This window comes from Novosphingobium sp. BF6 (assembly GCF_058273105.1).
The window spans coordinates 2,378,571-2,403,903 of sequence record NZ_CM177775.1; the positions used below are offsets into that span (position 1 = coordinate 2,378,571).

General features: G+C 63.9%; 17 protein-coding genes. 6 read left to right on the forward strand and 11 right to left on the reverse strand.

The window, feature by feature from the left end:
- Positions 1-44: 44 nt before the first annotated feature.
- The 7 genes from AC4D6D_RS11540 to AC4D6D_RS11570 all read right to left on the reverse strand — a co-directional run bounded on the left by AC4D6D_RS11540 (position 45) and on the right by AC4D6D_RS11570 (position 8,825).
- Positions 45-1,454, reverse strand: a complete 1,410-nt coding sequence (locus AC4D6D_RS11540) for an FAD-binding oxidoreductase (protein WP_491325390.1) — start codon at positions 1,452-1,454, stop codon at positions 45-47.
- A gap of 4 nt (positions 1,455-1,458) precedes the next feature.
- A complete protein-coding gene (locus AC4D6D_RS11545) occupies positions 1,459-3,588 on the reverse strand; it encodes a TonB-dependent receptor (RefSeq protein ID WP_491325391.1) in 2,130 nt (709 codons plus the stop codon).
- Between the two features lie 205 nt (positions 3,589-3,793).
- Positions 3,794-4,555: an SDR family NAD(P)-dependent oxidoreductase gene (locus AC4D6D_RS11550; protein ID WP_491325392.1), complete on the reverse strand. Its 762-nt coding sequence runs from the start codon at positions 4,553-4,555 to the stop codon at positions 3,794-3,796.
- A gap of 10 nt (positions 4,556-4,565) precedes the next feature.
- The gene (locus AC4D6D_RS11555) at positions 4,566-6,044 is read right to left on the reverse strand and encodes a carboxylesterase/lipase family protein (protein WP_491325393.1); all 1,479 of its coding nucleotides are present in this window, start codon (positions 6,042-6,044) and stop codon (positions 4,566-4,568) included.
- Positions 6,045-6,179: 135 nt separating this feature from the next.
- On the reverse strand, positions 6,180-6,812 hold the full coding sequence (locus tag AC4D6D_RS11560; protein WP_491325394.1) for a pyridoxamine 5'-phosphate oxidase family protein: 633 nt from the start codon (positions 6,810-6,812) through the stop codon (positions 6,180-6,182).
- Between the two features lie 49 nt (positions 6,813-6,861).
- On the reverse strand, positions 6,862-7,839 hold the full coding sequence (locus tag AC4D6D_RS11565; protein WP_491325395.1) for an alpha/beta fold hydrolase: 978 nt from the start codon (positions 7,837-7,839) through the stop codon (positions 6,862-6,864).
- A 125-nt stretch (positions 7,840-7,964) separates the two neighbouring features.
- On the reverse strand, positions 7,965-8,825 hold the full coding sequence (locus AC4D6D_RS11570; protein ID WP_491325396.1) for a LysR family transcriptional regulator: 861 nt from the start codon (positions 8,823-8,825) through the stop codon (positions 7,965-7,967).
- Between the two features lie 545 nt (positions 8,826-9,370).
- Between AC4D6D_RS11570 and AC4D6D_RS11575 the strand changes: the two genes are divergently transcribed.
- Positions 9,371-10,042, forward strand: a complete 672-nt coding sequence (locus AC4D6D_RS11575) for a cold-shock protein (RefSeq protein WP_147215900.1) — start codon at positions 9,371-9,373, stop codon at positions 10,040-10,042.
- 520 nt (positions 10,043-10,562) lie between these two features.
- The gene (gene rpoD, locus AC4D6D_RS11580) at positions 10,563-12,590 is read left to right on the forward strand and encodes an RNA polymerase sigma factor RpoD (RefSeq protein ID WP_147215376.1); all 2,028 of its coding nucleotides are present in this window, start codon (positions 10,563-10,565) and stop codon (positions 12,588-12,590) included.
- A 230-nt stretch (positions 12,591-12,820) separates the two neighbouring features.
- On the opposite strand, the gene AC4D6D_RS11585 is transcribed toward rpoD, so the two are convergent.
- The 3 genes from AC4D6D_RS11585 to AC4D6D_RS11595 are packed head-to-tail and all read right to left on the reverse strand — an operon-like array spanning position 12,821 to position 18,920.
- The gene (locus tag AC4D6D_RS11585; RefSeq protein ID WP_491325397.1) at positions 12,821-14,419 is read right to left on the reverse strand and encodes a peptidase dimerization domain-containing protein; all 1,599 of its coding nucleotides are present in this window, start codon (positions 14,417-14,419) and stop codon (positions 12,821-12,823) included.
- Positions 14,420-14,424: 5 nt separating this feature from the next.
- A complete protein-coding gene (locus tag AC4D6D_RS11590; protein ID WP_491325398.1) occupies positions 14,425-16,017 on the reverse strand; it encodes an amidohydrolase in 1,593 nt (530 codons plus the stop codon).
- A gap of 17 nt (positions 16,018-16,034) precedes the next feature.
- Complete coding sequence (locus AC4D6D_RS11595; RefSeq protein ID WP_491325399.1) at positions 16,035-18,920, reverse strand: TonB-dependent receptor plug domain-containing protein; 2,886 nt, start codon at positions 18,918-18,920, stop codon at positions 16,035-16,037.
- A 641-nt stretch (positions 18,921-19,561) separates the two neighbouring features.
- Here AC4D6D_RS11595 and AC4D6D_RS11600 point away from each other — a divergent pair.
- The 3 genes from AC4D6D_RS11600 to AC4D6D_RS11610 all read left to right on the forward strand — a co-directional run bounded on the left by AC4D6D_RS11600 (position 19,562) and on the right by AC4D6D_RS11610 (position 23,969).
- The gene (locus tag AC4D6D_RS11600; RefSeq protein ID WP_491325400.1) at positions 19,562-22,039 is read left to right on the forward strand and encodes a zinc-dependent metalloprotease; all 2,478 of its coding nucleotides are present in this window, start codon (positions 19,562-19,564) and stop codon (positions 22,037-22,039) included.
- Positions 22,040-22,088: 49 nt separating this feature from the next.
- Entirely contained in the window at positions 22,089-22,673 is a 585-nt protein-coding gene (locus tag AC4D6D_RS11605) for an Lrp/AsnC family transcriptional regulator (protein WP_186829879.1), read from the forward strand.
- Between the two features lie 420 nt (positions 22,674-23,093).
- Positions 23,094-23,969, forward strand: coding sequence for an OmpA family protein (locus tag AC4D6D_RS11610; RefSeq protein ID WP_147215389.1), 876 nt, complete (start codon positions 23,094-23,096; stop codon positions 23,967-23,969).
- A 62-nt stretch (positions 23,970-24,031) separates the two neighbouring features.
- On the opposite strand, the gene AC4D6D_RS11615 is transcribed toward AC4D6D_RS11610, so the two are convergent.
- On the reverse strand, positions 24,032-24,547 hold the full coding sequence (locus AC4D6D_RS11615; protein WP_491325401.1) for a GNAT family N-acetyltransferase: 516 nt from the start codon (positions 24,545-24,547) through the stop codon (positions 24,032-24,034).
- 129 nt (positions 24,548-24,676) lie between these two features.
- Here AC4D6D_RS11615 and AC4D6D_RS11620 point away from each other — a divergent pair, with 129 nt between their 5' ends.
- A complete protein-coding gene (locus tag AC4D6D_RS11620) occupies positions 24,677-25,333 on the forward strand; it encodes a glutathione S-transferase family protein (protein ID WP_491325402.1) in 657 nt (218 codons plus the stop codon).

A 25,333-nucleotide genomic window follows, 5' to 3' on the forward strand; every position in this document is an offset into this window, starting at 1 on the left:
CCGGGCGGTTCCGCCCCACCCGGCGGAACATGGCGTCTGCGTTCTCAGGCCGAGAACGGGAAGATCTTGCCCGGATTGAACAAGTCGCGCGGATCGAGCGCCCGCTTGATGAGGCGCATCATCTCCACCGCCTCGCCCAGTTCGGCGAGCAGCCAGTCCTGCTTGCCGAGGCCGATGCCGTGCTCGCCGGTGCAGGTGCCGTCCATCGCCAGCGCCCGCTCGACGAGTCGGGCATTGATCGCCTCGACTTCTTCCATTTCCTCGGGCGCGTTCGGGTCCATCGAGAAAACGACATGGAAGTTGCCGTCTCCGACATGGCCGAGGATCGTGCCGGGCACGCTGGAAGCCTGAAGGTCGCGCTTGGTCTCGGTGATGCATTCGGCCAGGCGGCTGATCGGCACGCAGACATCGGTGGCCCAGCCGACCGCGCCGGGGCGCAAGTTGACGGCGGCGTAATAAGCCTCGTGCCGCGCCTTCCAGAGCTTCGAGCGTTCCTCCGGCAGGTTCGACCAGCGGAAAACGCTGCCGCCGTTCATGTCGGCGATCTCGCGCACGGTCTCGACCTGCTCCTCGACATAGCGGCTCGAACCGTGGAATTCGAAGAACAGCGTGGTCAGTTCCGGATAGTCAAGCTTCGACCAGCGGTTGACAGCCCTCATCTGCATGTCGTCGAGGATTTCCACCCGCGCCAGCGGCACCCCGAGCTGGATCGACTGGACGACGGTATCGACCGCCCCTTCCAGCGTTTCGAAGCTGCACACCGCCGAGGAGATCGCCTCGGGAATGGCGTGGAGGCGCAAGGTGACTTCGGTGATGATGCCCAGAGTCCCCTCGCTGCCGATCATCAACCGCGTGAGGTCGTAGCCGGCCGCCGACTTGCGTGCCCGGCGTGAAGTGCGGATGTCGCGTCCGTCCGGCGTCACCACCCGCAGCGACAGGATCGCCTCGCGCATCGTGCCGTAGCGTACCGCATTGGTGCCCGAGGCGCGGGTCGCCGCCATGCCGCCGATCGTGGCATTGGCGCCGGGGTCGATCGGAAAGAACAGTCCCTGATCGCGCAAGTGCTCGTTGAGCTGCTCGCGCCGCACCCCGGCCTGCACGGTGCAGTCGAAGTCCTCGGCATGAACGGCGAGGATCGCATCCATCTGGCTGAGATCGACGGTAACGCCGCCGCAGACCGGCAAGGCATTGCCCTCGATCGATGTCCCGGCGCCATAGGCCACGATCGGCACCTCCGCCGCGACGCAGAGCTGTACCAGCGTCACGACATCCTCGGTCGAGCGGGCGAAGACCACTGCGTCCGGCAGCGCGGGCTCGAAATGCGCCTCGCTCTGGCCGTGCTGGCTGCGGACGGCCTCGCCCGTGGCCACGCGCTCGCCGAAAGCGGTGCGCAAGTCTTCGAGGAAGCCCTCCGGCAAGGGCTTGCGGGGCGGTTGGGGAGGAGACGCGCCCATCGGATCAGAACCGGAAGCTCGCGCGCACGCCGTAGCGCCGCAAGTCGCCGATGATGCCGAGGTCCGATGCCGGAAGTCCCGCCAGCGCGAGAGTGGTCTTCTCGATATAGGAGTCGAAATACTTCTTGTTGAACAGGTTGTTGCCGAAGACCGACAGTTCGATACCATTCTCCATGCGGTAGGTGATCGAGCCGTTGAACAGGACGTAGCTCTTGAGAATGGTCGGCGTCGTCTGGTTGAGACTGGCGGCGGAGCGGCTGCCCTTGCCGTTGACGCTGGCGTTGAAGGTCAGGCTGTCCGACCCGAGCGGCACGACGTAATCGCTGGAGAGGTTGAACATCCAGTCCGGCTGGAAAGTCAGCCGGTCGGTCGCCAGCGTGCGCCCGGTGACGGCGGTGTACTGCGAGGAGTCGGTCAGTCGCGCATGCATGTACGTGGCGCCGCCCGAAAGCGTCCATTGCTCGACCGGTCGATAGCTGAACTCCAGTTCGGCGCCGTAGCTTTCGACATCGCCCGAATTGAGATCGACGGTGACGAGCCCGCCGGTCGAGGAGGGAGCGATCGAATTGAGGCCGATGTAGTTCTTGTAGTCGTTGTAGAAGACATCGCCCGAGAGCGTGAAGCTGCGGTCCGCCGAAACGTACTTGGTGCCCACTTCATAAGTCCAGGCGGAGTCGCCCTTGTACTTGCGGACGGGCGCGGTCACCGCGTTGAACCCGCCGCCGCGATAGCCGCGCGCCACCGAGGCATAAGTCATCAGCTCCGGCGTCCAGTGGCGCGTCACCGAAAGGCGGGGCTCGACCTGGTTGGACTTGAGGCCGACGCTGCCCGCGGCGCCTGCGTTGATCGCGCCACTGGCGGAACGATCCTCATGGTCGTAGCGCAGGCCCAGCGCCACTTCCCAGTCCGGGTTGGGCTTCCAGAACACCGTGCCGAACGCCGCATAGGTGTCCGCCTTGGTGCGGTTGCTGTTGTTGTTGGTGAGACCGAAGGGAACGATCAGCGTCGACTGGTCGGCGCGCGTGCTCTCGCGGCTGTAGAACAGGCCGAACAGCGTGGAGAGTTGGTCGCTCAGCTTGGTGTCGAAGCGCAGTTCCACGGTCTTGGTCCGCAGGCTGTCGCTGGAGGACTGGCGCACGATGTTGAGCGGGCCGAAATCGCCGTCGGTATCGGGCGCGCTGCTGTTGCGCGCGTCGTAGGCGGCCTGGAGCGTGACCGTCGTATTGATCGCCTCGATCGGGCTTTCGACCTTGGCGTTGACGCCGCGATACTTGTAGGTCGTGGTGCCGAGCGTGTTGAACTGATTGGTGCGCGCATAGTCGGTCGGGCCGGTGACGCGGGCATAAGGGACATTGGTGCCCTTCACCCAGTCGTAATAGCCGTTGACCACCAGCGTCAGGTTCTCGCTGGGGGTGGCACGGATCGTGGCGCTGACCGAGTCCGTATTGAACCTGTTCGACTTGCCGCCGATCGTGGTGTTGTTGATGAAGCCGTCCTGCTGGCGGTGCGAGGCGCCGACGCGGACGGCGAGCTTGTCGGTGACGATCGGCGCCGAGACCGAACCGGAGACCAGCCAGGAATCGTCCGGCCCGGCATAGCTCGCCTGCCCGCGTGCCTCGAATTCGTTGCCGGGCTGGCGGGTAATGACGTTGATCGCGCCGCCCAGCGTGTTCTTGCCGTAGAGCGTGCCCTGCGGCCCGCGCAGCACCTCGATCCGCTCGACGTCGAGCAGCGGGTTGTTGAGATAGGCGGTGTTGGGGCGATAGATGCCGTCCACGAACAGGCCGACGCCGGGCTGGACCGACTGGACCAAGGTGACGCCGACACCGCGGATCGAAACGAAGGCGCGCCCGGCCCCGTCGCTGCTGATGTTGAGACCCGGCGTGAGAACGGCGGCCTCGCGCACGGAATTGATGTTGCGCTTGGCCAGGGTGTCGCCCGAAACGGCAGTCACGGCGACGGGCACATCGAGCAGGGTCTCGGTGCGCTTGCGGGCGGTGACGACGATTTCCGCCGAACCCGCATCGCTTGCGGCAGCCGGAGCCTTCTGCGAGGCGGCGTCCTGCGCAACTGCCGGAGATGCGGCCAGAGCCAGCCACGATGCACCAAGAGACAGGCAAATCCCGAGTTTCATAGATCCTCCCTCCAGTCGCTCGCCGAGGTCAGTGCCTGGCAAGTCGGCCAATCAACCTATAAGACAGGTCTAACCTATCTTATAGGTCCTTAGGGAGTCTTTTCGAGTTTGCCGATCGGCGCAAAGTGTTGGCCGATCGGTGTTAGGAACATGGAAACAGGCGTACACCAGGCCGAAGCAGAGCCTCTCCACGACAACCGAACACCTACCAGCAGGTATAGCCGCCATCGGCCAGCACGATGCTGCCGGTCATCAGACTCGCCGCATCCGAGGCGAGGAAGGCGACCACCGAGGCCACTTCTTCCACTTCGCCCAGCCGCGCCATCGGCGTGGAATCGATCCAGCGCCGGTACATCTCACCCTGCTTGTCCGCGAACTCGTTGAGCGGGGTGCGGATATAGGTCGGCGCAACCGCATTTACCCGCACGCCGCGGTCGGCCCACTCGGCGGCGAGACTGCGGGTCAACTGGTGCACCGCCGCCTTCGAGGCATTGTAGTAGCTCTGCGGCTGGGGCCGGTTGACGATGAAGCCGCTCATCGAGCCGACATTGACCACGGAGCCTCGCCCGGCCTCCAGCATATGGCGCCCGAAGGCACGGGCGCACCAGAAGGTGCCGTTGAGGTTCACGTCGAGGACATTGAGCCAGTGCTCGTCCGCAACCGCCTCTGCGGGCGTCTCGCTGCGGGCGATCCCGGCATTGTTCACCAGCACGTCGAGCGCGCCGAGTTCGTCGGCGATCCGCGTGACTTGGGCGGAATCGGTCACGTCCATGACAACGCCCTCGCAGGCATGACCCTTCTCGCGCAGGGCCGCACGGGCGGTCTCGATCGCCGTTTCGGACAAATCGGCAATGACGACATGCGCGCCCAGCTCGGCCAGGGCCTCCACGCAGGCAAGGCCGATGCCGCTTGCCCCGCCGGTAACGAGTGCGCGGCGGCCGCCCAGCTTCAATCGGTCGAGATACATGGGAAGTCCTTCAGGGCAGGAACGGGGCGATCGGGAACGGCGGCTCCTCGATCGCTTCGCCGCGTTCGAGCTGGAACACGGCGCGATGCGCGCGGGTGAACTCCGGCCATGGCAGGCTACCGTCACGGGCGAAGTCCACCCAGATGCGGTGGATGCGGTCTGCCAGTTCCTGCGGCGGCGCTTCCCCGCAGAGCCCTTCAGGGCCGGTCGTGCTTGCCAGCGTGTCGAAAACGAACGGCAGTTCCATGGCATGGGCCGCGCCGAGACCGCCAAACAAAGGAGAGCGCCACTCGAACTCGTACATATGGGTGCGCCCCCGGTGCTCCTCGGCAAAACGCCGGGCGGGCCAGCGGAACACGAGATCATGCGCGGCATCGGTGAAGGCATGGCCCGGCTTCACGCCCTTCACGCCCATGCCGTAAGCCTTGAGCAGCTTGCGGGCCTGCGGATGGACGCGGTGGAACACGTAAGTGGCGAGCAGCCGCCCGATCTTCTCCCTGAGGCCGGTCGGCACGAAATAGAGGTTCATTTCCTCGGCATTGGTGCCGATCAGCAGATCGACCTCGGCGCCGCCCCCGGCCTTCAGCGCATCAAGCGGCTTCATCGGCAGTACGTCGTCGCCGTGGACCGGCACGAAGCGACTGATCCCGAAGACCGGCTCGTGCCCCTCGGCATCGCGCAGGTCCAGCCGCGTGGACGGCTGGCTGACTTTCTCCGCAGCGTCGAGCAGGGCCTCGCCCGGCTCGACGCTGCGATAGCCCGCCTCGTCCGGAGTGATCCGCAGGAGTTTGGCAAGCTTGCGGACCAGCCTTTGCGCCACGTCGATGTCCCGCGTCATGCGGCCGTGACCGCTCTGGACGATGGCGCGGCGGAACTTCCCCCTGGCCAGCGGCGAGGCGACCAGATCGGCGATGGCCATGCCCCCGGCGGACTCGCCGAAGACCGTGACATTGCCCGGATCGCCGCCAAACGCTGCGACATTGCGCTGTACCCAGTCGAGCGCGAAAAGCATGTCGCGCAGGCCGAGATTGGTCGGAATGCCCGGTATCGGCAGGAAACCCTCGACGCCGAGGCGATAGTTGATGGCAATGAAGACGATGCCCTCCCGCGCGAAGCTGCTACCGTCCTGTACCGGCGCATCCTTGCTGCCGAGCACGAAGCCGCCGCCGTGAATGAACACCATGACGGGGCGGCGCTGATTGTCGTCCCCGTCCGGCATGCAGACATCGAGCGTCAGGTAATCGTCGCCCCGTCGCCACCCCTCGCCCACAAGCGCGGCCACATCCAGGCCGGGGATCGCCTTGACCCGCTGGGGTGCATTCGGGCCGGGAGCAAGCGCATCGCGAATGCCGTCCCAGGATGCAGGATCATGCGGTTCGGCGAAGCGCGCCGGGCCTACCGGCGGCGCAGCATAAGGCACGCTCCTGAACCAGACGACTTCGCCTTCGACGGCGCCCCGTATCTTTCCCGCAGTCGTCCGGACGATCACTCTTGCCCACTCCCTTTGTCGCTACTCGCGATTTCCAACGCAAGAATAACGGTTCGGGGTTCACATCCCAGCAGCTTTCGCTGTGCAGATCGGCGCAAATCGATTGCCTTTCGGCCCGTTACAGCTGACCCGGCCTCACCCGTTACCTTCCTGCATTTCAAGCCGACCGCGCAGCGCCGCGTTTTCCGCCTCCAGTTCGGCCATCCGCTCATGCAAAGGTACAAGCGCCTGCTCTATCTCCCGTTCGGTAAAGCGCGGAGTGATGTGCTGCGGGCAGTTCCAGTCGAACGCCGCCAATCGTAGCCGGAAAATCCGCTCCGGCCGGGCCTTGTAACCGGCATCCAGAACGCGTTCGGTCAAAGCCGGATCGGCGTCCAGCGACAGTTTCTCGACATGGGCGTAGATCTTGAGCCGCATTCGGCGGGGATAATCCATCAGGATCAGGCAGGCCCGGTCGTTGGCGGCGAGGTTGCCGGTGCTGATGTACTGGCGGTTGCCGCGATAGTCGGCGAAAGCGAGCGTGCGGTCGTCCACCATCTTGAGGAACCCCGCCGGGCCGCCGCGATGCTGGACATAGGGCCAGCCGTCCTCGGATACCGACCCCATGTAGAAGCTGTCGCGCTCGGCGATGAAGGCGGCCTCGTTCCTGGTGAAGCGGTCGAACTCACGATCCCCCTCGAAGTGGGCCCATTGCCGGTCCGCGCCCATTTCCGCCTGGGCCGCGCAGACGCTGGGCGTCATGGCGATATCCAGAAATCCGTAAGACATGATGTGTCTCCGATATTGCAGTCGGGAAGCCCTTTCACGGGCCGGCCGGTCAGCGGGGCGCGACCTTGCGGTCGAGGAAATCGCGGATCAGCGGGGCCATCTCGTCCAGCTTGTCCTCGAGAGCGAAGTGCCCGGTGTCGAGAAGGTGGAGTTCCGCCTCGGGCAAGTCGCGCAAGTAGGGGTGAGCGCCCGGCTCGGGAAAGATCTTGTCGTTCCTGCCCCAGACGATCAGCGTCGGCGGCTTGCGCTCGCGGAAGAACTGCTGGAACTGCGGATAGAGCGGCACATTCGTGCGATAGTCGTAGAACAGATCGAGCTGGATATCCTTGTTGCCCGGCCGGTCGAGCAAGGCCTGGTCGTGGACCCAGTTGTCCGGGCTGATGCGTGACAAGTCGCTGACCCCGTCGGTGTACTGGAATATGGTCGCCTTCTGCGTCACCAGCCAGGCCTGTGCCTCGCGGTCCTTGGCCGACCCGGTCTTCCAGTATGCCTTGATCGGATCCCAGAAGGCGCCGAGTCCTTCATCATAGGCATTGCCATTCTGGACGATGAGACCGCTCACCCGCTCAGGGTGCTTGATGGCCAGCCGGTAACCGACCGGAGCGCCGTAATCCATCACGTACATAGCATAGCGCTGCGCACCGAGCTGGGCCATCAATGTATCCACCATGTCGGCATAATGGCCGAAGCTGTATGTGAACTGCTTGTGGTCGGGCGCATCGCTCTGGCCGAAGCCGGGGTAGTCCGGGGCGATCACGTGATAGCGGTCGGCCAGCAGCGGGATCAGGTTGCGGAACATGTGCGAGCTGGTGGGGAAACCATGAAGCAGCAGCACGACCGGACCATCCGCGGGACCGGCTTCCCGGTAGGCCATCTTCACGCCGTCGATGGTCGCCGTGCGGTAGTGGACGGTTACCCGCGCGGTACTCGTCGCCGCGGCGTCCTGCGGGGAGGCTGCCATCACACATGCTGGCGCGGCGATTGCCGCAGTCGCCAGCATCAGGGAAAGGATCAGTCGCTTGGTCATGTCTTCCACCTTGTTCGCCGCTGCGCGCTCTGCATCAGCTTGTGATGGAAGATGTAATTCCTATGCACTTCTGCGATAATCAGCTCAATCAGGAAGTCATTATTCCTGATTATGGAACAACCCGATCATTGCAACGCGGCGTTGTTCCGCAGTCGCTCGACGGTCAGGTCGACGAACGCCCGCACCTTGGCGGTAGCGTGGCGCCCCTCGACATGAACCACGTGAACGGGGATCGGGCTGTCCGCATGGTCTTCGAGTACCGCTTGCAGACGCCCTTCCTCCAGCGCCGGGGCGACCTGATAGGACAACACGCGGGCAATGCCCCATCCCTGTTCGGCTGCCGAAATGGCGGCCTCATTGGTATTGCAGAGCAGGCGCGGATGAACGGTGACGCTGGTGCGGCCGTCCGGACCGAAGTGCCATTCGGGCGACACCCAGGCTCCCGTGGGCATGATGACCCGGTGCGCGGCAAGCTCGGCCGGCTTGCGAGGAATGCCATGCTTTTCGAAATAGGAAGGCGCTCCGCAGACAGTCCGGTGGACCCAGCCGACCCGGGTGGCACTAAGGCCCGATGCGGGAAGATTGCCAATCCGGATGGCCACATCGATGCCCTCCTCGACGATGTTCACCGGGCGATCGACGAACAGGGTCTGTCCGGTCACGTTGGGAAAGCAATCGAGGTATTCGAGCAGGATCGGCAGCACATGCATCCGCCCGAACATGACCGGCCCCGTAACGGTCAGCGAACCGGTGGGATTGCCGTGCGACCCGGCTGCGGAGGCTTCGGCTTCCGCAATGTCGGCAAGGATGCGGCGGCAGTCTTCGAAATAACGCTGCCCGGCCTCGGTCAACTTGACCGAGCGCGTCGTTCGGGTGAGCAACCTGACGCCGATCTGCTCCTCGAGCGCGGAGACCGCCCGGGTAACGGCGGGGGGACTGAGGTGCATCTGGCGCGCTGCTTCTGCAAAGCTGGCTGTCTCTGCCACCCGGGCAAAGATCCTCATGGATTGCCAGCGGTCCAACTCCATCCCCTCAACGTCACGCAAATATCAGGGCAAAGTCTGCTTCGAAATTTGCCTCGCGGTCAACGCCGCAGGGAAGAATTCCCCATCATCACATAGTCGTGCAGGCGCAAGGATCACCTGTTCCGGCGTGGGCGTGAACAGGACCGGCGCTGCTTGACAGCCACTTGTTGCCGCAACGCCAGTTTATTCAACTCCGACCGACAGGCCGACCGCTCCGGGTTCTGCGCAACCTGCTTTCGGCGATCTTTTGCCGCTCGATATTTTTGAGATTTCGGAAAAATTCGTCCGCACAGCCGAGTCCAGCGCTGTAATTTTCGTGCAGAACATCGTGTCCTACCGTAATGCTCACAAACCGCTCCGGATACAACCACCTTTGGACATGCCATTTTTATGAGGTATAAGGGGGTCTGCCATGTCAAATCAGATTGACTGTCCAGACACCCTGCGTGCTGCGTTCATGCGTACGGGTAAAATTCTCCGAGCGCAGTGAAGGTACGTTTTTATTCATGTCTTTTGACAGAGGAAATCGCGGTAACGGCCGCGACAGGTTCGGCGGCAACGATCGTTTTGGCGGAGGAAATGATCGATTCGGCGGAAACGACCGATTCGGTGGAAACGATCGATTCGGCGGCAACGATCGTTTCGGCGGCGGCTCGCGCGGTGGCTTTGGCGGACCGCGTGGCGGCGCGCCGGCGCAGGTTATCGGCGAAGGAAGCGGCGTGGTGAAGTTCTTCAACCCGGATAAGGGCTTCGGCTTTATCCAGCGCGAAGACGGTGGCGACGATGCGTTCGTGCACATCAGTGCCGTACAGGATGCCGGTCTTACGACGCTTGCCGAAGGCCAGCAGCTTGCGTTCCAGCTGGTCGATCGTGGCGGCAAGGTTTCTGCGACCAATCTGTCGATCGTCGGCGAAGTGATCGTTGCCACGAGGCGCGAATCCGCACCTGCGCAGCGCCAGTCGACTGGTGAACGGACCAACGGCACCGTGAAGTTCTTCAACGCGACCAAGGGCTTCGGCTTCATCACGCGTGAGGACGGCCAGCCCGACGCCTTCGTGCACATCAGCGCCGTCGAGCGTTCCGGTCTGTCCGGCCTCTACGAAGGCGACCAGATCGAATTCGAAATCGAGATCGATCGTCGCGGCAAGTCTTCCGCGGTCAATCTGGTCCAGCGCTGAGATTTCCGGCCCTGGCTCGCCTTCGCGAACCAGGGCCTTGCCTTCATGCGGACTGAACTGCATGCATCGACCTCCTCCTGACGGTTAAAAGCCGACAAGAGAAAGACTGCAGATCAGTCCGCATTGAAGCATGAAAGCATCGTTTCCCTGATATCTCGGGATCGATGCTTGCTTGACGGCGATCGACGGCATCCCGCAGCGGATCCGGAATTGACGTTGGAAATGATATTTGGAAATCGGGCACAAATGTGCCTCACCCGTTGCAGCGCCTACTTGTAATTACAGAAAATAGACAAATCTTAGGCGATCCCCGCCCACCAGATATCGTGGATATCGAGTGTTTCAACTGCGAACCAGTGGAGCCGGAGTTCGGTACAGCCGCCGCCCGGCAGCAAAGACAAATTCACCGGACAACACGGCTAGCGCTTTGGAACCTTGTCAGGCAAGGCATTTTCAGACACCCGTCCCGTCCCGGTGAAGCGATCACTGCGGCAGAGGCGAATCCGATAAAGGCTAACGAATGAACAACGACGATCACAGCGCGGACGACGACGCACCGCTGATCGACAACGACCGCGGTTCGATCAAGCGATTGATCGCGAAGGCCAAGCGCCTCGGCGTGATATCTGTCAGCGAGCTGAACGCTGCGCTGCCACAGGATCAGATGACGACCGATCAGATCGAGGACGTCATGGCCGCGATCTCGGAAATGGGTGTCCGAATCGTCGAGAACGAGGACGAGGACGAGGCCGTCGAATCCGACGCGGAGCAGGATTCCGAAGAGGACAACGACGGAGAGACCGAGTTCGCCGAGCGCGGCGAAGGCTCCCGTCGGCGCGCTGCTGACGGCAAAAGTGCAGACCTTGGGCGTAGCGACGATCCCGTGCGTCTCTATCTGCGCGAGATGGGCGCAGCCGAGATGCTCAGCCGCGAGGGCGAAGCTGCCATTTCCAAGCGGATCGAAGCCGGCCGCGACATGATGATCCTGGGCCTCTGCGAAAGCCCGATCACCTTCCACGCCATCATCCAGTGGTCCGAAGCGCTCAACAACGGCGAGATGCAGCTGCGCGAGATCCTCGATCTCGACGCCATGCTGACCAAGGAGCCGGCGCCCGAAAGCCTCAATGAGGACGGCGAGAGCGATGACAACGGTGAGATCAGCGAAAAGACCGCCGGCCCCTCGTTCAAGGACGACGACGATTCCGACGAGGATAACTCCGAGGAACTGGACGAGGACGGCAACCCGATTCCCAAGCGCCAGGCCGAGGAAGAGGAAGAGGACAACACTCTCAGCCTCGCCCAGATGGAAGCGGCCCTCAAGCCCGAAGCGCTTGAGAAGTTCCTGCTCATCACCGGCCTGTTCCAGACTTTCGAACGTCTCCAGTCGGAACGCCTCGAAGCGCTGGCGCTCGGCATCGATTTCCCGGCCGCCAAGGAAGACCAGTACCATTCGCTGCGCGAGGAACTGACCGCGCAAGTGGAATCGGTGAAGTTCCACGCGACGAAGATCGAATACCTCGTCGACAATCTCTACGCCTTCAACCGCCGCCTGACCGCCCTCGGCGGCCAGATGCTGCGCCTGGCGGAGCGTCACAAGGTCAAGCGCGCCGACTTCCTGGACGCCTACACCGGCCGCGAACTGGACGACACCTGGCTGTCTGAGGTCGCGAAGAAGGACAAGAAGTGGGCGGCTTTTGCGGAAGCGGAGGCCACTGGGGTCGAGCGCATCCGACTCGAAGTCTCGGACATCGCCGCCGCCACCGGCATGCAGCTTGCCGAGTTCCGCCGCATCGTCAACATGGTCCAGAAGGGCGAGCGCGAAGCGCGTATCGCCAAGAAGGAAATGGTCGAGGCGAACCTGCGCCTGGTGATTTCTCTCGCCAAAAAGTACCTGAACCGCGGCCTGCAGTTCCTGGACCTCATCCAGGAAGGCAACATCGGCCTGATGAAGGCGGTCGACAAGTTCGAGTACCGCCGCGGCTACAAGTTCTCGACTTATGCGACCTGGTGGATCCGTCAGGCGATCACGCGTTCGATCGCGGATCAGGCCCGCACGATCCGTATCCCGGTCCACATGATCGAGACGATCAACAAGCTGGTCCGCACCAGCCGCCAGTTCCTTCATGAGAACGGCCGCGAGCCGACGCCGGAAGAAATGGCCGAGCGCCTGTCGATGCCGCTCGAGAAGGTGAAGCGGGTTCTCAAGATCGCCAAGGAGCCGATCTCGCTCGAAACGCCGATTGGCGACGAGGAAGACAGCAGCCTGGGCGATTTCATTCAGGATGCCAACGCGGTCATCCCGGTGGACGCGGCGATCCAGGCAAACCTCAAGGAAATGATCACCCGCACGCTATCGTCGCTCACCCCGCGTGAGGAACGCGTACTGCGCATGCGCTTCGGCATCGGCATGCATACCGACCACACGCTTGAAGAAGTTGGCCAGCAGTTCTCGGTCACCCGCGAACGTATCCGCCAGATCGAGGCGAAGGCGCTGCGCAAGCTCAAGCATCCGAGCCGGTCGCGGATCATGCGCGCGTTCCTGGATTGACGATCGCACCCGGTTCTCTGCTGCGCACCCCTGAATATCGAGGTTTGCGCAGCAGAGCCGCGGGCACGTCTCGACGAACAACAAGGCGCCCCGCTCTTCTCCGTCGAAGAGCGGGGCGCTGCCTTTTTCCGGCAAGTTCATCGCCGCCGGAGCAGGCCAAATAAAGAGACCGGCCGGAGCAGTTCCAGTCTCGTCAGGGTGTTGATCGCTCCGGCCGGTGACGCCTTGGGCTAATCGCCCGCGCCGGAAGTTTCACGCCCGGCCGCCTCGTAATCGACGCCGAGCTGTTGCAGGTAGGAATCGTACTTCCTGGGATCGTAATACTGCCCCTGCATAGAGGGGCGGATCTGTGCCATCGTGCGGGCATTGCGGTCGATCGCGGGCATGTCGGTCGGCGCGATCAGCGGGTCGTACTTCTGGTCCTTGAGCTGGACGTCCTTCATCCAGGTCTTGGCATCGCTGATGAGCTGCGGCGTGGTCATCAGATCGAGAATGGTCATCGCGACTGCCTTGGCACCGACGACGGTGCCCTTGTGCGCGATCGGCGTGGCCATCGCCATCGCGGCTGTGGCGTGGTGGAAGATCACGTTGGGAATGTTCGCCGGATAACCGATGGTGACGGTGGGCACCGTCCACATGACATCGCCGATGTCGTCCGATCCGCCGAAGCTGGCATCTCCGCGCGTCTCCGGCGTGGAAAGCGGCATGACCTTGTCCGATAGCGGCGCCACCTTGAGGTGATTCTTCACCTGCACCGCCCTGGCAAAGGCCTGGTCGGCGGCGGACCACTGCGGCACGCCCACCGCCTCGATATTGGCGTAGAGCGCCTCGGCCAGCGGCTTGTTGCCGTAGTTCGGCGCGGCGAAGCCCAGCACCTTGCGGCTGACCGTGGTGCCCGTGGCCAGCGCCGAGGCTTCCGAAATCTGGTTGCCCACTTCGTAGAGATTGCGCAGCGAAGCGAAGTCCTTGTCGCGGAAATAGTACCAGCTGCTGGCCTTGTCCGGCACCACGTTGGGCTGGCCGCCGCCGTTGGTGATGACATCGTGCGAACGCTGCGTGAGCGGCAGGTGCTCGCGCCGGAAGTTCCACATGACATCCATCAGCTCCACACCGTCGAGCGCGCTGCGGCCCTCCCACGGCATCCCGGCCGAGTGCGCGGTCTTGCCCTTCCACTCATACTCGACCGAGATCATGCCGGTGAGGCCGAGATCACCCCAGCCGGTGCCGAACCCGGTATTGACGTGCGCGAAGATCGAGGCATCGACATCCTTGAACATCCCGGCGCGCACGTAATAGGCCTTGGTCGCCAGCAGTTCCTCGGCCACGCCCGGCCAGAGCATCAGACGGCCCTGGATGCCGTGCTTCGTCATCACCTGCTTGGCGGCGAGCGCAGCGGCGACCATCAGCGGCATGCCGGAATTGTGGCCCTCGCCGTGCCCCGGCGCACCTTCGGTCAGCGGCTTCACATCGGCGACGCCGGGCACCTGCGACACGCCGAGCAGCCCGTCGATATCGCTGCCGAGCGCGATCTTCGGGCCGCCGCTGCCCCATGTCGCAGTGAAGGTGGTCGGCACGCCCGCCACGCCGCGCTCCACCTTGAATCCGTTCTTCTCCAGAATTCCGGCGAGGTATTCGCTGGTCTTCACTTCCTGGAAGCCCGGCTCGGCGAACGAGTAGATTTCGTCCACCATGATCTGGATCTGCTTGCGCTGCGCCTCGACGGCGGCGGCGACTTCCTGTTTCAGCGCCGGATCGGCAGTCGCCTGCGCGGCAGCGGGGATCAGCGAGGCCGCAGCGAGTGCGGCGGCAATCAGGATACGTTTGCTCATCCCGCTTACTCCGTCGGCTTCGTCAGGGTCGGGTATTTGACACCCAGCTGGTCGAGATAAGTCGGATACTTGGCCGGGTTGTAATAGTACTTCTCCATCATCGGCCGGTAGAGCTGCATGTTGCGCTCGTTGAGCCAGATCGCGGGCACGTCCTTATCGGTCAGGACCGGGGCGTAACTGTCGGTCTTCAACTGGACATCGGTGAAGTAGGTCTTGGCGTCGGTGACGAGTTGCGGCGTCGTCACGATGTCGAGCACGGTCATGGCCACGGCCTTGGCGCCCGCTTCCACGCCCTTGTGCGCGATCGGCGTCGCCATCGCGAAGGCCGAAGTGGAGTTGTGGCCGATCATGTTCGGGATGTTGGAGGGGAAGCGGATGGTGATCGTCGGCACCGCCCACATGATGTCGCCGATATCGTCCGAGCCGCCGCCGGTGGAAGGCTTGCGGTTCTCCGGCGTCGAAAGCTCGGTGACTTCCGACTTGAGCGGCTCGATCTTGCGGTCGTTGAAGGTCTGCGCCGCCTTGGCGAAGGCCTGGTCGTCGGCGCTCCACTTGGGCATGCCGACCGCCTTGATATTGGCATAGGCCGCCTCGGCCAGCGGCTTGTTGCCGAAATTCGGCGCGGCATAGCCCAGCGTCTGCTGCGTCACCGTAGTGCCGGTGGCGAGCGCGGCGGCCTTGGCGATATCGTTGCCGGTCTCGTAGAGCTTGCGGATATCGGCAAAGGTGCGCTCGCGGAAGAAGTACCAGATGCTGGCCTTGTCCGGCACGACGTTGGGCTGGCCGCCGCCGTTGGTGATGATCATGTGCGAACGCTGGGTCAGCGGCAGGTGCTCGCGCCGGAAGTTCCAGGCGACGTCCATGATCTCCACCGCGTCGAGCGCGCTGCGGCCCTCCCACGGCATGCCCGCCGAATGCGCGGTCTTGCCCTTGAAGCTGTATTCCACCGAGACCATGCCGTTATTGCCCATCTCGCCGTAGCCGGTCGAAAAGTCGGAACTGACGTGGGTGAAGATCGAGGCATCGACGTCCTTGAACATCCCGGCGCGCACGTAATAGGCCTTGGTCGCCAGCAATTCCTCGGCCACGCCCGGCCAGAGCATCAGGCGCCCTTCGAGGCCGTGTTTCGTCATCACCTTCTTCACCGCGATGGCCGCCGCGACCATCAGCGGCATGCCGGAGTTGTGCCCCTCGCCATACCCCGGCGCGCCTTCCACGAGCGGCTTCAGGTAAGGCAGGCCGGGGGTCTGCGAGACGCCGAGCACGTCGTCGATATCGCTGCCGAGCGCGACTTTCGGACCGCCCTTGCCCCAGGTGGCGGTGAAGGCGGTGGGAATCCCCGCCACGCCGCGCGTCACCGTAAAGCCGTTCTTCTCAAGGATGCCGGTGAGATACTCGCTGGTCTTCACTTCCTGGAAGCCGGGTTCGGCAAAGCTGAAGATCTGGTCGACCATGACCTGGATCTGCTTGCGCTGCGCCTCCACTTCGGCGGCAACTTCGTCCTTGAGCGCCTGCGAAGCGGCGGCCTGGGCAGGCGCGCCCGCTAATACGGTCGTGGCGAGAGCGGCAGCGAGGGCGGCGCGCTTGAAAGTCTTCATGGTGCGATTATCCTCTCTTAGAATTCGACCCGCGCCGAGACACGGAAGGTGCGGCCGATCACGTCGTAGCGGCTGCGGTTGGTCTGGGCATAGGCAGGCACGTTGTTGCCGTCGGGACCGTTGCCGACGAGCACCGGATCCTTGTTCAGCACATTGTTGACGATGAAAGTCAGGTGCCCGATGCCGTTGTTCATCGCCGGGAACTTGAAATCGACCGAGGTGTCGAAATAGACCGCACCCTTGATCGAGTTATCGTTGATCGTGCGGTACTGCGCGGTGCTGGTCGGGCAATTGCCGTCGCACGAAATCCAGTCGTTGCCGTAGACGCCGTTGGTGAAGCCGCGCGCGACCAGGTTGAAGGTGACGGGATCGATGTCGTAGAACGCGCTCAGGCGGTAGACCCAGCTGGGCGAGGCATATGTGCCGCTGGTCAGCACGCCCGCATAGTCGATCGGGAAGCTGATGCCATCGTCGACAACGTTCTCGATATAGTGGGTGGTCTGGCCGTGCAGGCGCAGATTGCCGGGACCGACCCGGGTGGAATAGCTCGCCTCGATATCGAAGCCCTTGGTCTTCTGCCGCGCGAAGTTGATCGGCGTGAGGTCGATCGTGCTGAGCTGTCCGTTCACGAACTTGATGTTCGGGCAGTAGGAGCTGATGCCCTGCTCGTAGCACAAGTCCACCGTCTGCTGCGCGGTGATCGATCCGATCGCGTCCTTGATCTTGATCTGGTAATAGTCGAACGAGAGCGAGAAGCCCGGCAGGAAGGTCGGTTCGAACACCGCGCCCAGGGTCCAGCTATCGGCCACTTCGGGCTTGAGATTGCGGTTGCCGAAGGCGTTCTGCACGAATTGCAGCGATCCGGTCTGTGGGGCACTGGCGCCGGTCGGGATGATGACCGAATTGGTGCGCGCCGTACCCGCCGCGAACAGCTCGTCGAGGTTGGGCGCGCGGATGTCGTGGCTCAGGGTGCCGCGCAGGCGCAGGCTGTCGATCGCCTGCCAGTTGGCGCCGACCTTCCAGGTGCCGACCCAGCCGGACGTCGAATAGTGCGTCCCGCGCGCGGCGGCATTGACGTTCATGCCGTCGAAGATCGGCACGTCGAGTTCGAGGAAGCCCTCGTAGACGTCGTACTTGCCTTGGTTCACGCGGAAGTTGCCGTAGAGCCAGCCGGAATTGTACTGCGGATCGACCGAGCCGTTGATCTGCTCGCGCCGCCATTCGACGCCGGTGGCAAAAGCGAGATCGCCCGCAGGCAGCGCGAAGGCCTTGCCCGAGATCGTCGCGGCGGCAACGTCCTGCTTGATGGTCTGGTGTCGCAACGGCTGGTTGCCGTCGTTGAAGACATAGTTCAGCGCCTCCTGCGAAGGCCCGTTGGTGCCGAGCCGATCGATCGGCACGCAGCCGTTGCCCGGATTGCTGAGCGTGGAGCGACACACGATATTGCCGGAAGCGTCGAACACCGCATCCTGCGCCAGCGTCATGCGGGAATTGATCCAGCTGTTGGTCAGTGCCTCACGCGCCTTGGTGACGCCCTTCTGATAGTAGACGTCCCAGTTCATCGGCTTCTCGAAAAGGTCGAGCGTGCCCTTGGCGCCGACGACGCCGCGATAGACCTGGCGCTTGATGTTGCTGCCGGGGATCGGGAAGCCGGCGTTGGACGTGCCCACGGTGATCGCGGACAGTCCCTGCGCCGCCATCGCCGCGGCAACGGCCGGATACTGGCTGAGCAGGTAGGCGTTGTCCGCCGCAATGCTCACCCCGGTGCTGGGGGTCTGCTGATAGGAACTGGCGCTGACCGAACTGTTGTAGGAGAACTGGCCGAAGATCTCGATCGCGGGCGTGATCTCGAAGCCGACGCGCTGGAACACGCTCAGGCGCTTGTCGAGCGGGACGAGCGTATTGGTGCCGAGATGGCCGTCCAGCGTCGTTTGCCAGTCGCCGCCGATCATCCACGGATTGCTGGCGCTGGTGGTGCCATAGGTTAGCTGCCCGGTCTGGCCCTCGCCCAGGAAATAGGTGCCGCGCAGCGGTCCGCTGGTAATGAGGCCGCCTGCGGTATAGCCCGAGGGACCGATGCCGCTGCCGACCAGGCGCTGCGGCTCGCCGTTGGTGGCGGTGTAGGCGGGGTTGTTGATCTGGAAGTAGCCGCTGTCGTTCCAGCCCCGGCGGATGCCTTCCTCGCGCTCCTGCTTGAAGTAGGAGACGTTGGTGAGCAGGTGCAGCCGGTCATCCAGCAGCGAGAAGCCCGCCGTGCCGGTAAAACGGTAGTTGAAGGCATCGCCGTAAGTCGAGATGCCGGTATCCGCACCCAGCTTGAAGCCCTTGAACCCGGTATCGAGAATGAAGTTGACGACGCCGCCCACCGCATCCGAACCGTATGCGGCGGAAGCGCCGCCGGTGATGACCTCGACCCGCGTCACCAGATCCTGCGGGATCGTGTTGATGTCCACGGTACCGCCCACGGTCGAGGCCACCGAGCGCTGGCCGTCGACCAGTACCAGCGTACGCCCGACACCAAGCCCGCGAAGGCCGATCGAGTTGATGCCTGCCCCCGCGTTGGACAGGCCGCCCGAGGAGTTGCCCGAAGTCCCGCTGCCGGCGATGGCGGGAAGCTGGTTCACGAAGTCGGAGATGTTCGCCGGGGCCTGCGCTGCGATGTCGGCCTCGCCCAGCACGGCCACGGGAGTCGGCGCGCTGTAACCGTCGCCGACGATACGCGAGCCGGTGACGACGATGTCCTTCAGCGGCTCTTCTTCGGCGGACGCCGCCTCTTGCGCCAGAACCGGCGCGGCCAGGAATAGCGGAAGCGCCGCGCCCGCCATGAGCAGGGTGCGAAGCGAACGCGCCGGAAAGGTTTCCATCGTCCCCGGCGCTGTCGAGGTCTGGACTGCATTGCGCATTGCGAAAACTCCCTGTGACTGAACCCTCTTCGCCACAGGCGCCCTCATCCCGATGGATGGAGAAAAGGCGCAGACTCCCTGGCGCACGAATGCACCCACCGTCATTGCGGTGCCGCTTCTGCGGACTGGTGAGCAACCCCTGAACTCGCTTCCGCATCCCTCTTGCGAGAAGCCCATCATCCGGCAGTGCCCGTCTTGTATCGGCCCCTTTTCGAATATCGGTAGGTGCCGATCCGGACTTCCGCCTGACAAGACCGATACTATCCGGAAGGGTGCGATTGATCCCAAGAAAGTTGGGACATTTTTGACAGGGCCGTGATGGATTTCATCGCCAATTTCGGGTTTCACGCAAGATTGGTGCACACCACCCCATGTCTAGCGCACTTTCCGGAACGCGGGACTGTCATGATTCGCGAAATGCAGTGCAGCATGGCGGTGACCGCTTTCAAGTCGTGCAGACAGTCTCGCATCCGCGCAGGAATTTCACGCTGATCTCCGATGTCGCGCAGGATTCCATCAATCGCACGACATTCGCCCCCGATAAGTTCGGGGAAGCTGCACCGGGTTTGCGCTAGGCTTTGCTGCATCGGCGAACGAGGGTTCATGATCTCGCCGAGAGCTTGCCAAGGGGAACTATCTCGATGCCGTTCGTCGCCCGTATGAAGCCCGGTCTCGCCGCCGGTTGTGCCGTGTTCGCCTGCATGACCGCCCTGCCCCTGGCTTCCGCATGGGCCGCGCCGGTCACGGTGACATCTTCCACGGATGGCACGCTGCTGCCAGTGCAGGTCGATACGGCCAAGGGCAAAGTTCTGCTGACCCTGCCCGCCGCCGCTGCGGATGGAACCTCAGGCCGTTATCTGTTCACCCAGTCGATCAAGACCGGTCTCGGCTCGGCTGCGATCCGCCTCGACCGGGGCATGCAGGGCGACACCAAGATCCTGGCCTTCCGCCGGATGGGCGGCAAAGTCGCGGTCGTGTTCGAAAACCCGCGTTACCGCGCCACCGGCGATGCTGGCGTGCAGCACGGGGCCAGGGCCAGCTTCCCGTTCAGCACTGTCGCCATGCTGGATATCGTGGGCGAAAGCGGTGCCAAGAACAACGAGAGCGTAACCGTTGACCTCACCCCCCTGCTGATGACCGACGTCATGGACCTGGCCGGCGCCATCGGCGAAAGCGCCAAGGGCTACAAGCTCTCCGACAAGCTCAGCGCCCTCGATCCCGCATCGGTGAAAGTCTTCCCGAAGAACGTCGAACTGGAAACGGTACAGACCTTCACCGCCGACAGCGCGGGCCGCGAACTCGATACGCTCGCGCCCGACGGACGCATGGTAAGTGTCACCGTCCATTCCTCGCTGGTCGCCCTGCCCGAACCCGGCTTCGTGCCGCGCAAGTTCGACATCCGCTCGGGCAGCCATGCCACGCAGGCCTACGACTTCGGCACGCCGCTCGGCTCGCCGATGCTGGTGGAATATTCCAACCGCTTCCGTCTGGAGAAAGTCGATCCCTCGGCCGCACGCTCGTCGGTCAAAAAGCCGATCGTCTTCTATATCGACAGCGCCGCCCCCGAACCGATCCGCACCGCATTGGCCGACGGCGTGCGCTGGTGGGCCGATGCCTTCGACGCGGCGGGCTTCGTCGATGCCTTCAAGGTGGAAATCCTGCCACCCGGCATCGATCCGCAGGACGTGCGCTACAATGTCGTCAACTGGACCGACCGCCAGAACCGCAGCTGGTCCTACGGCGGCGGCGTGATCGATCCGCGTACCGGGGAGATCGTCAAGGGCGTAGTCGTGCTGGGCGCCCTGCGGGTGCGGCAGGACATCACCATCTTCGAAGGCCTCGTCGGCACCGCGCAAAACGACAGCGGCGGCCGCAACGACCCGGTCCGCGCGGCCCTCGCCCGCATCAGCCAGCTCGGCGCGCACGAAGTGGGGCATGCCATCGGCTTCGTGCACAATTTCAAGGCAAGCCTCCAGGACCGCGCCTCGGTGATGGACTATCCGGGACCGAAGGTGGGCATCGTCGACGGCAAGCTGGACCTCGGCGACGCCTATGCGACCGGCATCGGCAAGTGGGACAGGTTCACGGTGGACTGGCTCTACGGCCAGCCCGCGCCGGGCGTCGACGGCGATGCCGAAGCCGCCGCCAAGGCCGATGCGGTCCACAAGGCGGGCCTGATCTTCGGCACCGATATCGACGGCCGCGCATCCGATCTCGCCGTGCCCGGCGTCAACATGTGGACCGAGGGGCAGGACACCCCCGCCGACCTCGCCCATACGCTGGAGGTTCGCCACATCGCCCTTGCCGATTTCGGCCCCGGCGTTCTCCACTCCGGCGAACCCCTGTCCAACTTGCGCCGCAAGTTCGTGCCGATCTGGCTGTTCCACCGCTATTCGATCGATGCCACCGGCAAGCTGGTGGGCGGTGTGAACTACGAATATGCTGTGGTCGGGGATGGACGCGCCGCGCCCTCGCCGGTCCCCGCCGCCCGGCAGCTGGAAGCGATCGACGCTCTCGTCGCCACGCTTTCGCCGCGGGAACTGACCGTGCCCGCTGCCCTCGCCATGGCCCTGTCGAGCGGCACCAGCGCCCGTACCGACGTGGAAGCCGCGCCGGAAGTGCTGCGCGGCGCCGGATCGGCGGTGTTCGACCCGCTTGTCGCCGCGCAAGTGGCCGCGCAGATGACGCTCGACAGCCTGCTCGCCCCCGCCCGCCTTACCCGCCTGCACATCCAGCACGGCTACGACGCCGCCCAGCCCGGCGTCGGCACCCTGCTGGCCAGGCTCTCGCCGGTGATTGCCGTACACGGCGATGCCGTGTCGCGCCGAATCGCGCAGACCACGCTGCTCGCCCTGGCCGCCGCCCGCCGCGATCCCGAGACTCCGGCCGACGTCGCCGCCCTGCTCGACGGCTATCTCAAGGACAGCGCCCGCACATTCGCCAAGGCTCGCGGCAGCAGCGAGGATGCCCTGTGGCAAGTCTCGATGGCAGCACTGCTCGGCGATCCCGAGCGCCTCGAAGCCGAGATCGGCAAGCAGAGCCGCCCCCGCCCGCCGATCCCCGCGGGGATGCCGATCGGCGGCGACACCGGCTGGTTCGACAACATTCTGTCCCAATAATTCCCCTCCCCACGCCCTTTTGTTTGAAATCGAGCGGATACCCGGCAATATGGTTTCGAAAATCAAAAAAGGGGGTCACAACAAGATGGACATGCAGTCCAGCAAACTGCACTGGCTCGATGCTGCGCGCGGCAGACCCGCCCAGCACGAATTGGACGACACCGATCTGCGTTTGATGCGCGCGCTCGTCTCGGACGGGCGTGCCTCGGACGTATGTCTGGGCGAGAAGGTCCATCTGTCGAGCACGGCGGTCGCCCGCCGTCGCAAGATCCTCGAAGAATCCGGCTATATCACCCACTACTCGGCCAACCTCAACGTCCGCTCGCTGGGCTACGGGGCGCTGGTGATGGTCTCCATCGAACTGGTCTCGCAGGCGGAATCCGTGCTTCAGGATTTCGAGAAGGCCGTGCTGGACAGCCCGTCGATGCAGTTCTGCGCCTTCGTCACCGGCGATACGGACTTCCTGATGATCCTCAACGTCCAGTCGCTCGAAGACTACGACATGATCTACCGCAAGGAGCTCTCGGTCCTGCCGCACGTCCGCCGCATCCGCAGCAGCTTCGTGCTGCGTGAAGTGGCCAGCCGCCAGATCGCGCCGGTCATTCTTCAAAAACCGCTGCAAGCCGTCAAATAGCGGCGCGCCACCCATCATCTCCAGTTCCCTGTCGGGGTCGGGCCGCAATGCGACCCGGCCTCGCTGCATATGGGGAGACTTCGCCTCCGGACTTGTTCAGGAAGAGCGATTCTCCGGCGCGCGAGCCCCACTCTGCTGCCCCTTCCGGCAACGGTTCGTCGCAAGACGCTCTCGAATTACCCGTAGTATGAACGGCGACGCCGGGGCCGTTCATGTGCCCGCAAGGTTAATCTGAACACCCAGGAAGTCCAAGGTGTCCCGATGCAGCAATCGCTGCCCATCTTACGAAGTTTAGAAAGCGAGCCAGAAGAGGTTCCAACCGCCGGATACATCATCTCATCGATGATGAAAACGAAGGATGGTTGGACGAAAAGCTGCTATTAAGCAGGCCGTACTGCTCGATTTTGGAGGAGTAGCGCTATGAATATCATTTCAAAGACCCCCAAAGCTCTTGTAATGCTTGCATTACTTTCCGGTGCCGCATCGGTCGGCGTTTCGGCACAGACCCAGGAAACGCCCGATGCGGACGTTTCCGCGAGCTACAACGCTCCCGCTCCTGCAGCTGCGGCAACCGAAGGTCCCGAAGTCAAGGGCATCATCTCGGCCCGCAGCGGCGACAAGGTTCAGGTGACCACCGAAGACGGCACCAACACCGTCGTCACCGTCAACGATGCCACCAAGATCCGCGCCAGCAAGGGCTTCCTGGGCCTTGGCAAGGGCAAGCTGGCGGCGACCTCGCTGCTCAACGGCCTGCCGGTAACAGTGAAGACCCTGCAGTCGGGCGGTGAACTGGTGGCGAGCCAGATCAATCTCCAGAACAGGGACCTGCGCACCGCGTCGATGATCCGCAACGGCACCGCGCAGGGCTTCGCCGAACAGACCGCCGCCACCGAAGCTCTCCGCGGCCGCATGGCAGACATCGACAAGTACAACGTCAAGGGCACGACAAACGTGAACTTCGACACCGGCAAGGCTGTGCTTTCGCCGGAAGCCAAGGCCGAACTCTGCACGGCCGCGAACACTGCCGAAGGCATGGACAACGCCCTGCTGCTCGTCGTGGGTTACACCGACTCCACCGGTAGCGAGGAACTGAACCAGGAACTCAGCGAAAAGCGCGCCAGCCGCGTGGTGAACTACCTCCAGCAGGCCTGCCACTGGAAGCCCTATCGCATGCTGACCCCCACCGGCATGTCGGAGGCCGATCCGCTGGCGGACAACAGCACGCCGGAAGGCAAGGCGCAGAACCGCCGTGTTGCGGTGAACATCCTCGTCAGCAAGGGCCTGGATGGTCTCTAAGACACCCGGATAAGTCAAACGCGGGGGCGGCCTTGGCCGCCCCCGTTTCCGTTTGCGGCCTCTCAGCCCTGCGGCGTCTCGCGATCATCCAGCACGAGTTGCAGGAAGGCGAGGTCCAGCCAGCGCCCGAACTTCATGCCGACTTGCGGCAATAGCCCGACCTGCTCGAAACCGAGCTTTTCGTGCAACGCGATCGATCCCTGGTTCCCGGCCTCGATCCCCGCAACCATCACATGCTTGCCGATCGCCCGCGCGCGTTCGATCAGTTCCCTCATCAGGACCTTGCCGGTCCCCCGGCCGCGCAGATCCGCGCGGACATAGACGGAATGCTCGACGGTATGGCGATAGCCGTCGAAGGCGCGCCAGTCGCCGAACGAAGCATAGCCGAGCACGGTCCCGTCCTCCTCGACGGCGACGAGCACCGGATAGCCCGCGTGTTCGCGGTCCGCCAGCCAGGCGCGGCGATTGGCGATATCGACCGCCACTTCGTTCCAGATCGCCGTCGTGTTGAGCACCGCGTCGTTGTAGATCGCCGTCACGCTCTCCAGATCGCCGTCGCGCGCGTCCCGAACCTGCATTGCCTGTCTCCTTGCCCGCTTCGAGCGGGGCTCCTGCGGCTACTATAGCGGCTCACCGCGAAGGCAAGCGGCTGGAACTATCCGGGCCATCCGCCTGTTTCTGCTCCAGCATCCAGAGGAAGCCTTGCGATGACCATTACCCTCTCCGTCTTCGCGCAGTCGCCCGATCGCGGGCGAGGTCTCGCACGGGACATGGGCGTGCGCTGGGCGCTGGAGGAAGCGAGGCTTCCTTACGAAGTGCGCCTTGTCTCCTTCGCAGCCATGAAGGAACCCGCGCACCTTGCCCGCCAGCCCTTCGGACAGATCCCGAGTTACGAGGAGAACGGCCTCGTGCTCTTCGAATCCGGCGCCATCGTGCTCCATGTCGCGGAACGTGCGCCCGCCCTGCTACCGGACGAACCGCGCGCGCGAGCGCAGGCCATCACCTGGATCTTCGCGGCCCTCAGCACTCTGGAACCGCCGCTCGTCGAGTTCACGATGGCCGCGCTCTTCGAGAAGGACCAGCCCTGGTATGAGGCCCGCCAACCCATGCTGGAGGCGCGGTTGCGCGCTCGCCTGAGTCAATTGGACGCCCGACTGGGAGACGACGACTGGCTGGGCGGCTCCTTCGACGCCGGAGACCTCATGACGATCACCGTGCTGCGCCGCCTCGGCAGTACCGGCCTGCTCGCGGACTACCCCCGCCTCGCCGCCTATGTCGCGCGCGGCGAGGCGCGCCCGGCCTTCCAGCGTGCTTTCGCCGCTCAGCTTGCCGTCTTCACCCGATCGCAGGCCGCTTCCGGGTGA

Coding starts and splice junctions, on each gene's coding strand:
- AC4D6D_RS11540 (WP_491325390.1), bottom strand. CDS start 1,454: ATGGGCGCGTCTCCTCCCCAACCGCCCCGCAAGCCCTTGCCGGAGGGC.
- AC4D6D_RS11545 (WP_491325391.1), bottom strand. CDS start 3,588: ATGAAACTCGGGATTTGCCTGTCTCTTGGTGCATCGTGGCTGGCTCTG.
- AC4D6D_RS11550 (WP_491325392.1), bottom strand. CDS start 4,555: ATGTATCTCGACCGATTGAAGCTGGGCGGCCGCCGCGCACTCGTTACC.
- AC4D6D_RS11560 (WP_491325394.1), bottom strand. CDS start 6,812: ATGTCTTACGGATTTCTGGATATCGCCATGACGCCCAGCGTCTGCGCG.
- AC4D6D_RS11565 (WP_491325395.1), bottom strand. CDS start 7,839: ATGACCAAGCGACTGATCCTTTCCCTGATGCTGGCGACTGCGGCAATC.
- AC4D6D_RS11575 (WP_147215900.1), top strand. CDS start 9,371: ATGTCTTTTGACAGAGGAAATCGCGGTAACGGCCGCGACAGGTTCGGC.
- rpoD (WP_147215376.1), top strand. CDS start 10,563: ATGAACAACGACGATCACAGCGCGGACGACGACGCACCGCTGATCGAC.
- AC4D6D_RS11585 (WP_491325397.1), bottom strand. CDS start 14,419: ATGAGCAAACGTATCCTGATTGCCGCCGCACTCGCTGCGGCCTCGCTG.
- AC4D6D_RS11590 (WP_491325398.1), bottom strand. CDS start 16,017: ATGAAGACTTTCAAGCGCGCCGCCCTCGCTGCCGCTCTCGCCACGACC.
- AC4D6D_RS11595 (WP_491325399.1), bottom strand. CDS start 18,920: ATGCGCAATGCAGTCCAGACCTCGACAGCGCCGGGGACGATGGAAACC.
- AC4D6D_RS11600 (WP_491325400.1), top strand. CDS start 19,562: ATGCCGTTCGTCGCCCGTATGAAGCCCGGTCTCGCCGCCGGTTGTGCC.
- AC4D6D_RS11605 (WP_186829879.1), top strand. CDS start 22,089: ATGGTTTCGAAAATCAAAAAAGGGGGTCACAACAAGATGGACATGCAG.
- AC4D6D_RS11610 (WP_147215389.1), top strand. CDS start 23,094: ATGAATATCATTTCAAAGACCCCCAAAGCTCTTGTAATGCTTGCATTA.
- AC4D6D_RS11615 (WP_491325401.1), bottom strand. CDS start 24,547: ATGCAGGTTCGGGACGCGCGCGACGGCGATCTGGAGAGCGTGACGGCG.
- AC4D6D_RS11620 (WP_491325402.1), top strand. CDS start 24,677: ATGACCATTACCCTCTCCGTCTTCGCGCAGTCGCCCGATCGCGGGCGA.